This is a genomic window from Pedobacter sp. BAL39 (assembly GCF_000170795.1).
Lineage (GTDB): Bacteria > Bacteroidota > Bacteroidia > Sphingobacteriales > Sphingobacteriaceae > Pedobacter.
The window spans coordinates 89,259-103,319 of record NZ_ABCM01000014.1 but is presented as its reverse complement, the minus strand read 5'-3'; the positions used below and the strand labels follow the sequence as shown (position 1 = coordinate 103,319).

General features: G+C 45.8%; 9 protein-coding genes. 8 read left to right on the top strand and 1 reads right to left on the bottom strand.

Annotated features, from left to right (window positions below; all coding sequences use genetic code 11):
* The gene (locus PBAL39_RS17230; RefSeq protein WP_008243840.1) at nt 1–1,068 is read right to left on the bottom strand and encodes a FecR family protein; all 1,068 of its coding nucleotides are present in this window, start codon (nt 1,066–1,068) and stop codon (nt 1–3) included.
* Nucleotides 1,069–1,200: 132 nt separating this feature from the next.
* On the opposite strand from PBAL39_RS17230, the gene PBAL39_RS17225 reads away from it, so the two are divergent.
* From PBAL39_RS17225 to PBAL39_RS17190, 8 genes are all read left to right on the top strand, one after another.
* Nucleotides 1,201–1,791: an RNA polymerase sigma factor gene (locus PBAL39_RS17225; RefSeq protein WP_008243837.1), complete on the top strand. Its 591-nt coding sequence runs from the start codon at nt 1,201–1,203 to the stop codon at nt 1,789–1,791.
* 248 nt (nt 1,792–2,039) lie between these two features.
* On the top strand, nt 2,040–3,194 hold the full coding sequence (locus tag PBAL39_RS17220; RefSeq protein ID WP_008243835.1) for a FecR family protein: 1,155 nt from the start codon (nt 2,040–2,042) through the stop codon (nt 3,192–3,194).
* Between the two features lie 321 nt (nt 3,195–3,515).
* Nucleotides 3,516–6,848: a SusC/RagA family TonB-linked outer membrane protein gene (locus tag PBAL39_RS17215; RefSeq protein WP_008243833.1), complete on the top strand. Its 3,333-nt coding sequence runs from the start codon at nt 3,516–3,518 to the stop codon at nt 6,846–6,848.
* Between the two features lie 32 nt (nt 6,849–6,880).
* The gene (locus tag PBAL39_RS17210) at nt 6,881–8,374 is read left to right on the top strand and encodes a RagB/SusD family nutrient uptake outer membrane protein (RefSeq protein WP_157274081.1); all 1,494 of its coding nucleotides are present in this window, start codon (nt 6,881–6,883) and stop codon (nt 8,372–8,374) included.
* A gap of 28 nt (nt 8,375–8,402) precedes the next feature.
* Nucleotides 8,403–9,221 carry a DUF4843 domain-containing protein gene (locus PBAL39_RS17205; protein ID WP_008243830.1) on the top strand — a complete coding sequence of 273 codons (819 nt, stop codon included), beginning with the start codon at nt 8,403–8,405 and terminating at the stop codon, nt 9,219–9,221.
* Nucleotides 9,222–9,231: 10 nt separating this feature from the next.
* A complete protein-coding gene (locus PBAL39_RS17200) occupies nt 9,232–10,665 on the top strand; it encodes a PKD-like family lipoprotein (protein ID WP_157274080.1) in 1,434 nt (477 codons plus the stop codon).
* 83 nt (nt 10,666–10,748) lie between these two features.
* Nucleotides 10,749–11,897, top strand: a complete 1,149-nt coding sequence (locus PBAL39_RS17195) for a TlpA disulfide reductase family protein (RefSeq protein ID WP_008243826.1) — start codon at nt 10,749–10,751, stop codon at nt 11,895–11,897.
* A gap of 18 nt (nt 11,898–11,915) precedes the next feature.
* Complete coding sequence (locus PBAL39_RS17190) at nt 11,916–13,988, top strand: protein-disulfide reductase DsbD domain-containing protein (RefSeq protein WP_039866944.1); 2,073 nt, start codon at nt 11,916–11,918, stop codon at nt 13,986–13,988.
* Nucleotides 13,989–14,061: the final 73 nt, after the last annotated feature.

Genomic DNA, 14,061 nt, shown 5'->3' with positions numbered 1-14,061 from the left:
TTATGGCTTGCTTAAGGTAATGGAATCCAGCTTTCTATCGATGTGCGTTCCGGTGATGCTGCTTAATATCCGCAAGGCACGGTGTTCATCATTCAGCGGAAGGCTGCCATCCAGCTGTTTCTCCAGCACCTGTGGATCTTCCACCCTGATTTTGAGGCCATAGTTATCTTCCAGGGCTGCAATCACAGCGCTGACGGTGATCCGGTCCATCAGCAGTTCCGGCTGCTGCCAGCTTCGCTTCAATGCCCGATGCTGCTGAACACTTATCCGCTTGACTTGATTTGCCTGCGTTTCCGCCGTCTCCCCAGGCTTCAGGAGCAGCTGTTGCTGCTGTGTGTAAATTTTCACCGATCCCGATTCGAGGTTGACCTGTGCCTTTCCACGCCGGTCATCGACGCTAAAGGTGGTCCCCAGCACTTCCACATTCACCTTATGGGCAAGGTGAACGATAAAACGTTCTCCTTCGCTGACCTTTAAAGGATCTCTGTTGAGGTGTACCACCTGGAAACGTGCCGTTCCGCTAAGGAAAATCTCCCTGGCTTCATGGTCCCGTATTTTGGCCGGATAACGCAATGTGGAATTTGAGGCCAGCTGCACCACCGAATGGTCAGGCAGTACGAGCGTTTTTGTTTCGGCGTTGCCGGTAGTTACGGTAATGTAAGGCACACTAGTCGAAAACCATACCATCACCGCGATCCCGATCACTGCAACCACTGCTGCGTAACGGTAAAAAACGGTCAGCCTGCTTTTTCTGACTACCATTGCAGGGGCTGAAGGTTCTTGTTTATGTTCCTGAATCTGTTGCCAGATGGCCGCTTTGTTCAATGCCGGAGCCGTGTTTGCGGTCTTAACTGAGCTTGTATTTTTTCCCGACCTACTATTTTTTAAAGACCGGGCAGTTTTTCTGGCACTCAGGATCAGCTGTCTTTTCGCTGGATAGTCGTCCATCACCCCCAGCCAGTAGGCATCATCGCGGTCATCACCTTCCTGTGTTGCCCACTTTTTAAAATGTGCATCCATCAGGAAGTCGTATAATGTATAGTCGGAATAGTTTTTGTCTCTGTTCATAGTTATTGTACAACTACCATACAGCAGGAAGACTCCGTTTTATCCCATGTGCCTGTTTTTTTACAATTTATTTTTTTGGGACGGAGAAGATGGTGAAGTATTATTTATAGATTTGACTTACAGAGGGTGAGCATGTATCAGGATAAAATAGTCCATAGCGAAGAAGACGCGATGCTGCTTCGGCAGTTGAGCGAGGGCAGCAAAGCTGCTTTTGACGTGCTGTATGACAAATACTGGAAACAGGTATACAATGCCGCCTACAAAAGACTCAATGATGCAGACCAGGCGGCAGACATTGCCCAGGATGTGTTCGTTCAGCTTTGGGTCCGTGGTACGAAATCACCCATAGACAACCTCCCCGCCTACCTTTTTGTCGCCTCCAGGAACAGTGTGTTCAAACACATGGAAAAAGCAGGGAAGTTCATGGGCGTTCCCCAGGATGCTGCCCATGAGCTGGAAGCCCGCCATGGAGGTGCCGATGCGGGCATGCTGCACAAAGAATTTCTGCAGGCCTTTAATGTGCTGGTCAACTCGCTACCCACACAACAACAGGCCATCTTCAGGATGCGTTTTGAAGAAGAAATGAGCAGCCAGGAGATTGCGGAAAAACTCCAGATCTCCCCAAAAACGGTAAGAAACCAGATGGGCAAAGCACTTGCTACACTGAAAACTTCGATGATGGTCTTCAACTTCCTCATGATTTACGAAGCGATGAGACGGTAGAACACCATAAGATCTCTACATCCTCCCGAATATCTACCATTATTCTACAAAAGACGACAAACCTTCCGCGAAAATCAGGTTTTGAAACAAAACAACAGACCTAAAAACCACACGTACTCACTTTCGATAGAAAAATTGAAAAATATTTTACATCCGCGTGGGCTATTTCGAAATTTCCGACTCATGTATATATAAAGGGTAGGGAAAACCGATTATAAAGATAGGGAAACCGATCATCAGCCATACAGATGAAAGAAATACACAAACAGCACTTCATAGCTATTTTAGAAAAATATCGTCTTGACCAGGCCACTGCAGAGGAAATCAGTTTCCTGGAGACCTACTATAATGTATTCGATCTGAATGAGGATTTGATTACGGCCGACAATGAACAATATTTCAGCGACCTTAAAGCACGCATCCGCCTGCAGGTGGAGGAAGAGATCAACCCAAAGCCTTCGCCTCTATTTAGGAGCAGCTGGTTCCGCTATGCAGCCGCAGCAATGGTGGTGCTCTCCCTTTCAATAGGTGCTTATTTCTATTTACAAAGTCCTCAGCCTGTTGCAGATTCGGCCTCCACGATTTACCCTGGCAGCAATAAAGCGGTACTGACACTTGCGGATGGTAAGAAGATCGTACTTGATGATGCTGCAAATGGGGCCATCGGCGAATTCCCAGGCATCAGCATCAGTAAAACTGCTAACGGTGAGCTGATCTATACCGTCATTGAGTCCGATCAAACGGAAAATGACAACAGCTCAACAGCATTGCATACCATCAGCACACCCAGGGCGGGTCAATACCAGGTGGTACTTCCTGATGGTACGCACGTTTGGCTAAATGCGGCAACCTCCCTGAGTTATCCTTCATCTTTTAAGGGCAATTCAAGAACAGTCAATTTAAAGGGTGAAGCCTATTTTGAAGTGGCTAAGAATAAAAACATGCCTTTCATTATCAAATCTGGCGTACAAACGGTAGAAGTGCTGGGCACACATTTCAATGTGAATGCCTATGAAAATGAACAGGACATCCGTACCACACTGATCGAAGGGGCAGTAAAGGTCAGCGTCAACGGAAGCCAGAGTGTGCTCGCGCCCGGACAGCAGGCACGGGTAAGTTATAGTCAGCCTGGAAAAATCAACGTCCAGAACGTTGACTTCAACAAGGAGATTGCCTGGAAAAATGGTGTATTTGCCTTTGAAGCGGATGACCTGCAGACCGTAATGCGTCAGATTGAACGCTGGTACAACGTCGATGTGACCTATTCAGGAAAACCCTGTGAAGAGAAGTTCTACGGGGAGATTTCCAGGAATGACAAACTATCCGATGTGTTTAAAATACTGGAAATTAACAACGTACATTTTGAAGTTAAGGGCAAGACCATCAATGTTACCTGCAACTAACAACTAAACAGCATATACCATCACCACCACAAACCGATACCATTAACATCAACCCTAAACCATTATACCAACTAACTAAACTGTTTACTGCTAAAAGCTTTTCGCATGAAAGAAAATTTACTCGTCTAGAACCACCACAGATTGAAGACTAAAAAAGCCGGAAGCATCTCACCTCTCCCGGCTTGAAAAAAGGTCGGCAGCCAGCCGTCGAAAACCAGGCTGCAATTATTCACCTTATCCTATTCCAAAAGTATGAAATTAACTTTTCTTTACAACCCTGTATCTCAGATACAGAGGGTAAAGTACAAACTATTAATAGTGATGAAATTGACCGCTATTTTATTACTGATCGGCACTTTGCATTTATCGGCTGCCAGTTTCTCCCAGAGTGTGACCATCTCCAGGAAAAATGCAACGCTGGAGACGATATTCAAAGACATCAAACAACAGACAGGCTATTTATTTTTCTATACCGGCAAAGTAAAGGCCTCTGATCAGCGCCTGAATGTAGAGCTTAAAAATGTGCCGCTGAATGAAGCCCTGAAAATCTGCCTGCAGAACGACAACCTAAATTTCACCATCGTGAATAAGACCATCGTCCTGAGCCCGAAAGCGACCGAACAGACTACCGGAAAAACCTCAGCCATCGTCTCTATCAGCGGAAGGGTCGTCGATAAAGAAACCAACCAGCCGATTCCGGGTGTAAACATCTCTTTAAAAAGCAACAGGAGCGTAAGAAGTCAGACCAATGGTGATGGAAATTTCAAAATCGAGGCTAACCCTGGTGATGTACTGATCTTCAGCTACATAGGTTACAAGTTAAAAGAGGTCAAGATCACTGATGCAAATATGACCGTGGTCCTTGAATCGGAGGTGAACACCATGAACGACGTGGTCGTCACCGGATACCAGACCATCAAAAAGGACAGCTTTACGGGTACGGCCATAGCGATTAAGGGAGCAGACCTAAAAAGAGTCAACCCACAGAACCTGCTGGCCAGTATCCAGACCTTCGACCCATCGTTTAAGCTGATCGACAATAACCTCCTGGGCTCGAATCCAAATGCCATTCCTTCCATCAATGTACGTGGTTCTTCAGCACTGCCTACAGGAAGTACTGACGTATTGAGAAGGGACAACATCCAGGGTAACGTCAACATGCCAGCTTTTATCCTTGACGGATATGAGGTAAATGCACAGAAAATCTTCGATTTGGACATCAACAGGGTGGAATCAGTGACCTTGCTGAAAGATGCAGCAGCGACAGCTATTTACGGTGCACGTGCGGCGAATGGTGTTCTCGTGATCGTTACCAAGGCACCTCAGGAAGGCAAACTACGTGTAAGCTACAATTATGAAGTCAACGTAACCGGCGCCGACCTTTCCGACTACAATGTACTTAATGCGAAAGATAAATTGGAATACGAAGTGCTTGCAGGTCTTTACACCACCGGGGACTCAAAAGCGGCTCAGGATATCCTCGATGCAGCCTACTATCACAGGCTGGCTAATGTTGTTGGCGGCGTAAATACCTACTGGCTTTCGCAACCAGTCAGAACGACAGCCGGACAGAAGCATTCCCTGTATCTTGAAGGTGGATCTCAAGCATTTCGTTACGGTGTCGACCTGCGCTATCAGACAAGGCCGGGAGTAATGAAAGGTTCCGGCAGGGACCAATATTCCGGAGGTATGAACTTCTCTTATAACCTAAATAAACTACAATTCCGAAACGATTTGTCTATTACGCAGGTAAATGGTAAGGAGTCTCCATACGGCGCCTTTTCAAATTATGTAAAGACCAATCCCTACTACCCTCTTGCAGATGCGAGCGGCAAGGTGATCCGGGAAATTGACATCTGGGACAAACAAGACACAAATAACCCGGAGATCATTCTGAACCCGCTTTATGATGCCACGCTTAGCAGCTTTGACAAATCTTCCTACACGGAGATCATCGATAACCTTTCTGCAGAAATGGAGATCGCCAAAGACCTGCGTCTGAAAGGACAGATGAGCTTAACCAGCCGCATGGGCAACGACGACCTGTTCAAGTCGCCGCAGTCTAATGAATTTTATTTCTATGAGACCGCGAAAATAGACGAAAAAGGCTCTTACACCAGCCGGGAACGTAAAGAAACCTATTGGGACGGAAACATCCGTCTGACCTGGCTGAAACAAATTGCTGACCACTACTTTAACGTTCTGGCTGGAGTAAATATGCGTACGGAACTTTCCGACGCCAAAGAGTTTACCGCTATCGGCTTTGCGAATGACCGTTTCAGCAGCATTGGCTTTGCTAAAGGATATGCAGAGGATGGTAAGCCTAACAGCAGGATAGAAAAGTCAAGGCTTTTCGGTTCTTTTGTAGGACTCAACTATTCCTTCAAAAATAAATACCTGCTGGATGCCTCGGTTCGTATCGACGGATCGTCTAAATTTGGTGTTGACAATAAATTGGCGCCATTCTGGTCGCTGGGGCTTGGCTGGAACCTCCACAATGAAGAGTTCCTGAAAGGCCACCCTGTGATCAGCCAACTGCGCCTGAGAGCATCTACAGGACTTACAGGATCCGTACTCTTTGACCCCTACCTCTCCCGCACCACTTATAACTACGTGGGCGGCAACTGGTATTCTTCAGGAATTGGTGCCAATGTTAGAAATTATGGAAATGAAAACCTGTCCTGGCAAAAAACGTTAAATACAGATATCGGCCTGGAGCTCGGCTTGTTCCACGACAGGGTGTACATCTCTCCGAAAGTCTATCGTAAGTTCACCAAGGACATCCTCGCCGATATTACACTGCCTCCTTCTACCGGATTCCTTTCTTACAAGGAGAACCTGGGCGATATGGAAAACAAGGGTGCGGAGCTGAACATGAGGTGGGATGTTGTGCGCAGCAAGGACTGGTCTGTGAATCTGATGGCCAACCTTGTCAGTAATAAAAACCGGATCGTCAGAATTTCCAATTCATTGAAAAGTTACAATGACCGTGTGGATAACGAGCAGACCAAGCCTGTATCTGAAGATGGATTTAAAGGCATTCCTTTGTTGAGGTTTAATGAAGGTCAGTCCATCAACGCCATTTATGCCGTACGGTCCCTGGGCATAGACCCGGAGAATGGCCGCGAACTCTACATCAAAAGAGATGGTACACTTACCTATGACTATGACATAAAAGATATTGTAGTAGTCGGCAATGCAGATTCAAAACTCGATGGTTCTTTTGGTGGTACTTTTACTTACAAAAGGTTTATGTTGAATGCCGTATTCCAAACACGTGTTGGTGGAGATATGTATAACCAGACATTGGTAGACCGCGTAGAAAATGCAGATGCCCGATTCAACGTAGACCGTCGTGTATTTGAAGATAAATGGAAAACGTCAGGCGATCGTACGTTTTATAAAAATATCGCCGACCTGGGAACGACTGACGTCAGCTCCAGGTTTGTGCAGCCAGACAACTCGATCAACCTGCAGTCGGTTAACTTTTCGTATGACGTAGACCAGCGATTGGCAAAGAAAATCTCTATGTCCAACCTGCGGCTTTCTCTAACGGCAAACGACATCGCACGCTGGTCTTCAGTGAAACAGGAACGTGGAATTGACTATCCTTTCGCAAGGAGTGTCACCTTCTCAATAAATGCCATCTTTTAAATTTTCGTCTAATGGAATTAAAATATAAAAATATGAATATCAAATTGTTAATCGGTCTGATATTACTTTCTGGGTTTTTAAGCTCCTGCAAAAAATGGCTGGAGGTACAGCCGGAATCGGAGATTTCCGCTCCCATCCTTTTCAGTACAGAAAGTGGTTTCATTGAAGCACTCAATGGAATCTATAACCGGTGTACAGAATCTGACCTTTATGGAGGGGAACTGACCTTCGGCACACTGGAAGTACTGGCACAGAACTATACCATGAACCAGGACGACAACATGAAGTACAGACAAACCAGTTTGTTTAACTATAAAAATCGTGAATTCATTGACCGTAAAGACAAAATATGGATCGGTTTGTACAATGGGATTGTCAATACAAACCTCATACTTGAAAATATTGATGAGAAGAAAAACATCTTTAACGGCAACAATTACAGTGTAGTGAAGGGCGAAGCATTGGCACTCCGCGCCTATCTTCATTTTGATGCCCTACGTATGTTTGCAGCATCCTACGTCAGGAACCCCTCCGCTAAAGGAATTCCTTATGTTACGAAATACTCCAAAGATGTCACTCCAATGTCCACAGTTGCCGAAAGTATTGACCTGATGATCAAGGATCTTGAAGCCGCAAAGGAACTGCTTACCATAGACCCGATCCGCAGCGCAAGTTACGTGGTAGGCTACCCTGTGCAAACAGACACCACACTGAATGGTGAAGAAAAATCGCCTCAGCTTTTCCTTCAGAACAGAAGACACCACCTCAACTACTACGCCGTTTGCGGCACCCTTGCGAGAATTTATCTCTATAAAAACGATAAGGTAAAAGCATTGAGCAACGCACTGGAAGTAATCAATTCGAAAAAGTTCCCATGGACTTCGCCAAGTGACTTCATTGCTTTCGAAGAAGCAAAAAAAGACAGGATTTTGTATAAAGAACTTGTTTTTGGATGGTACATCCCAGGTGCAGCAGACGATATAAGAGACAAATGGTTCACATCTGGAACAAGTAAATTTTACCTACAGGATGACCTCGGCAAGATCATTTATGAAACCGCTGGCACTGGTGCCGATGATAATCGCTACAAACAATGGCTTTCCTCCATAGCCCAGCCTTCCGGTGAGCGAACTTCCGACATCGTGAAGTACAGAAGGAATCCATTAAGCAAGGAAGAAAATGCCAATCTCCATTACCTGATGGCACCTGCATTACGTCTTAGCGAAATGTACTACATCGCTGCCGAATGTACTGCTACAAGCAATTTGATTGGCGCAGCAGATTACCTCAACAAAGTACGCGCGGCAAGAGGTATGGTGGGTATTGAAGCTGCTTCCGAAGAACAGTTAACGACGGAATTATTGAAAGAAGCGCGCAAGGAATGGCTGGCAGAAGGGCAAATGTTCTACATGTATAAAAGACTCAACAGGCCCATTTCTGGTCAGACAGGATCCTTCATACCGGCATCAGATAACATTTACATATTGCCGCTTCCAAATGATGAAATCGTTTACGGAGGCAGATAACCGATAGCAATACACTAAATCAGAAATTATGAAATTACATCACTTCATCATATGTGCCCTGCTGGCATTCGCTTCCTGTAAAAAAGCAGAGGAACAGCGCTTTGATCATGCTGCAGGGGTCTACTTTGACATCTATAACGGCGATAAGGACAGCCTGGTCAGTACCTTCGCCTATGAGCCTACAAGGGCCCGGGATACGGTTATGATTCCTGTCCGCATTTCCGGCGTACGAGTAGATCGCGACAGAACGTTCAATATCCGTATTGAGCAGGATTCCTCTACTGCCGTACCAGAACTGCACTATCAAACACTGCAAAATTCTTACACCATACCTGCCAATCGTGGTGGCATGTCCATCCCGGTTATTATTTTCAATAAGGACAAGGCTATGGAAGAGCGTGCCGTTTCCCTGATCATCAAGCTTACTGCCTCAGAAGATTTCGGCATCGAAAACCCTCACCTGATCAGAGCAAAAGTAGTCTTCTCTGCAAAGTTGGAGAAACCAGGATGGTGGGACCAATGGCTCACCAATTATTCCCGTACCAAACATGAACTTTTCATCCTGACTACAGGACAAATTACACTTTCGACAGGGACTCAAGGCGGACTTGAAGCACCTAAGAACCTTTACTTTACAGGATTGCTCAGCAGTATGCTGAACAACCCCTTCAACTGGGTGAACAAGAATACTGCAAAGGGATACATACTGGAGGAAGTAGTTACCGGAAATACCGATAATTATTATTTCTATAATACAGCAAACCCAGCAAAGAAAACCCTGCTCAGGAAAAATCCGCAAAGCGGCAGGTATTACTTTATAGATGAAAATGGTAAAGAAGTTGTTTAAATCTAAAGACATGAACATTAGAAAATTAACCTTATTGATGGTAAGCCTGGCCATGTTGCTTTCTGCCTGCCACAAAGATCTGGGTGACTATGATATCAATATGCCTGGAACACCACAGGTAACCAATCTTGATTCTGTATATATGGCGAATGTGGGCGACAGCCTCATCATCAAACCGACCATCAGTAATGTGGATGGTGCAGAGATTGAATTGCAGTGGCGCATAAGCGTTATCAATGGTCCGGAACTTAATTTCGTAGGTCCGGCGCTGAGAACCATTTTTGGTCTCGAAGCTAAGCGTTATCAAGCAAGACTTACCGTGTATAACAAAACCAACGGCATGAAGTACTTCCACAACTTCTTCATCGAAGGAGCCACGGATTTCGCCGCAGGAACAGCAGTTCTGAGCATTGAGGATGGAACCACGCAATTGTCGTTTGTGAAACCTGATGGCTCCGTGCAGGCTCGTCTGTACAGGGCTATACATGGAGAAGATCTGCCGTCGAATCCAAAAAATCTTTTCTTGTTGAGGAACCGATTTACTAACAATTCCATCATGGGCTATTGGATTATCACCAAAAATGGTGGTGTCGCACTGGATGCTAATACCATGCTTCTAAACCCAAAATACCCAAATAGTCTGAAGGATAACTTCTTCCTGGCACCTGACGAGATTGAAGTAGGCAGCATAGTTGCACATCCCCAAGGCGTCATGATGGGGATTATTAACGGCTCATTCTACGGTGGCACCACCAATACATGGGATCAATCCAACACTTATGGTATGTTCGGATTGCCAAGTGAGGGTGACTACCAGCTTGCATCTTCGTTTGTAATGAATTTTTCGCAGGTAAATGGTCAAACCTTTAATTATTTTATCGCTTTCGACAAAAACCGTAAGCAGTTTCTGCGCTTCAATTTCTACGGAGGCCCAATGTACTTCGGAACTCAGTATTCGGTGAACAGTACTTCCATATTTGACCCGATTAATGTTGGTTTAGACTTGGTGCAGATGATACAGCTGAATGGAGACGACACCTTTGCCTATTGTAAGGCGGCAGATGGACAGCTCTATGAACTTAAATTTAACGTTGAATTTAATGGACCTTTCACCTTCAAGCCCCAGCACAAGCGCCTGTTCATCCGTCCAGATCTGATTAATGAGGATACCAAATGGCAAGGTGCCAACAATGGAGTCATCTACATCGCTTCAGGAACAAAAGTTTACCGTTACAACCCTTTAAATCAAGAAGTAAGGGAATTGGTAACGAATTTCGGCGGCAAGAAGATCACCATGATCAAGATTTCTGATGACCAGGAATCTTTAATGGTAGGAACGGAAGGCACCATCTACTTTGTAAACATCGGTGTAGGTCAATATGGTACTTTCATCAAAAAAATCGAAGGCATTCCCGGCACTGTTGTGGACATGACCATCAGATAAGCTCATTTAATTACGCCTCAATTAAAACAACAACCTGCTGTCGCAGCATTCCCCCGCTGCGGCAGCTCTTTACACACAAAAACATGAAATTGAAAAATAGTTTAGTTCTCATTTTACTTGCCGGCATCCCCGTATTGGGCATGGCACAAAGTGCTCCTTTTTCCCTGGAAGGAAAAATAGGAAACCTGTCCGCTCTGGCAAAGGTGTACATCGATTACATGGACAATGGCGTCAGCCATGAAGATTCCACAATACTGGTGAATGGTGCTTTTACCTTCAAAGGCAACGTCAGCGGCAACTCTTATGCACGCATGGCCCTGTCTCATGAAGGTAAAGGTAAACCCCATGCCATCTACTCCCCGAATGCAGATGCCATCTACTTTTACTTCGGTAAGGAAAAGGTAAAAATCAGTTCCAAAGACTCATTGAGTAATGCGGCCTTCAGCGGTTCAAAGGTATACGATGAAGCCGTCGCCTACAACAAGACCATTGGCGGTTCCATCATGGAGCTCACCAAGGCTGTCAATGCCGACTTTGCAAAGGGGACTCCGGAACAGCAGAAAGATACGGCCTACGCCAAAGCGGTAGATACCCGTTACCGTCAAAACCTGAAAAACAGGGCTGAAAAGCAGTTACAATTCGCGAAAGATCACCCCAACTCTTTCTTTGGGATGGTGGCACTTTCGGAAGCTGCTGGCGGCAAGGTTGATGTTCCTGTAATTGAACCGATCTACAATGCCATGAATGCCAGTCTGCGCGGAAATGACACCGGCAAGGAGCTGGGTCAGAGGATCAATGCCATGCGCAGCACTGCAAAGGGTGTAGATGCACCTGCCTTCACACAGAATGACGTTAATGGTAAGCCGGTATCCCTGGCCGACCTGAAAGGAAAACTGGTGCTTGTTGAGTTCTGGGCAAGCTGGTGTGCGCCGTGCAGGGCCGAAAACCCGAACCTGCGCAAACAGTATGCAACCTATAAGGACAAAGGTTTTGAGATCCTTGCGGTATCCCTGGATAGCGATAAGGCCAAATGGGTGGATGCCATTGCCAAAGATCAACTGCCATGGATCCACGTGTCTGACCTTAAAGGATGGAACAATGCGGTAGGCCGCTTATATGGTGTCAGGGCTGTTCCTGCATGTTTTCTCGTCGATGGCAGCGGAAAAATCATTGCCACTGACCTACGTGGTGAATCCCTGAACAACAAACTTGCGGAACTGCTGGGCAAATAAACCAATAAACACAAAGCAATGAAAAACTTCAACAGGATATCCTTTTCCCTGCTCCTGCTGGTCATGATGATCAGCGTACAGACACAAGGGAGCCAGCAGCCCGGCAAAGTGCAACTTAGCGTGCTTTATGTAGGCTACAATCCTGAAAAACCAATGCCCCAGGGCAAAGATTTCGTACACTACATGCCCTCCGGAGAACGGTATACGGAGATCTATAAAAACAGGATGGGCGACTTCAAACGTTTCCTGGAGCGCAACTTCAGAAAGGCTTTTGCGGTAGATGTCCGCGATTATCAACCTGCAATGTCCGACCAGTATGACGTAACGATCATTGACGCAGGTCCTTTAAAACTTCCTTCGGGATTCAACAGGCCTGCCATCCTGATGTCTGCAATGGCCCCCAATATCGGACTCCCACTTGGGCTGAAGTTCGACTGGTACTGCCAGTGTCTGGATGATGAAGCACTAAACCTCAGAACCAGTCACGAGATCTTCAACTCACCCAATAAGGTGCAATTGACCATGGTAGACAAACCTACCCCGGAATCTTTCTTCAATGGATTTCAGGGTGCGGGTATCGCCAAAACCATGCCCCGCTGGAAAGTGGTGACCGAAGGGTTTTCCAGCAACACCAAGTACCTCATCGGTATGGTTTCCCATGGTGAAGGGTTTGATGACTCTCCCGACGCGGAAGTAATCTCCGGCGGTGTATGCCTTAAAAATGCAGAAGCTGTGGCCATCGGCAGACAAGGGAACTTCCTCATGTGGGGTTTCTCCGGATCTCCGGACTTCATGACCAGGGAAGCTCAACAGGTATTCGTCAACTCCATCTGTTACATCAAGAAATTCGACCGTCAGCCACCTATCGTTATGAAAGTCCAGATTGAAACCCGCCATGGCATAGATGAGAAAATCTTCCGTCTGGATAAAGAGCTGTTTGATAAAGCCATAGCCTCCAGAATCGAAGGCAACCTGCGCATGAAAAAACTTCAACAAGAGCTCGTTGATAAAAAGGCAAAAGGCGAAGACATCGGTTATAACAATGAAATGTTTCTGAAAATGCCGGTAACGGATCAGACGCAAAGTTTCGAAGATTACATCAGGATGTATGCTACGCCTGAGCTTTTCAAAGCTTTCGGCACCAACATCCCTTTGTACCATAAATACTATCGCGACAACTACGAATACTTCTATCCGCTAGACAGTTACAACCTGCAGCTGGATCAGGATGCTCAGCAGCTGGGCATTTCCAACAGAAACCCTGAAATCCTTGAAAAAGCAATCCAGCTGATGGAAAACAATCAGGATAAGGAAATGGGACAGCGTCTGCTCAGCCGATATACAAAAGAAAAGTTCAGCACAGCAGCAGACTGGAGAAAATGGTTCAATAAAAACAGAGAACAATTGTTCTATACAGAAGCCGGTGGCTTTAAGTTTATGGTCAATACGTATGGCAGAAACTCCAGCAAACCGGAACATCCTGTAACAACCGCTGGAAGTTCAACTGCCGCTGCTCCCGGCAAACCGGCCAATGGAAGTGTTCAAATGTCACCAGCCGGAACTCCTGCAACTTCAGGCACGGCAAATGCTACCACCATATCTGCAGCTACACCAGTTGCAAACACAGCCTCTGCAAACACAGCATCTGCTCCATCCAAAGTCGCGACGGTACTGGAGATCAATACCAGGGCAGAGCTTCCAACAGCCGAAGATCCGGTCTCAGTTTCTGCAAGTTTAAAATACAGTGAGGATAAAAAGACGGCAACGCTCACCATTAATACTGAGATCCTGCAAGGATGGCACATTTATGCCTATGTTTCTAAGGACAGTCCTTTTATTCAGACGGAGACCATTCTCGAACTTCCTGCAGGTGTCAGTAAAAAGAAAGACTGGGAAAGCACTGCTCCTATCCCCTACCCGGGACTGGAAGGTGTATTTGTTTTCGAAGGAAAATCATCGTTTAATGCCATCCTGAATATGGAGAATGCAAAAGCTGGCGATGTGATCAATTGCGGCCTTTCCTATCAATCCTGCGATGAAACAAAATGTCTGCAGCCAACGACGAAAACGATCAGATTAACATTATTGTAATCACCCATTTATGGGTACAGTTATAAAAAAAGATTCCAGCCTTCATCGGGCTGGAATCTTTTTTTATAAGTTT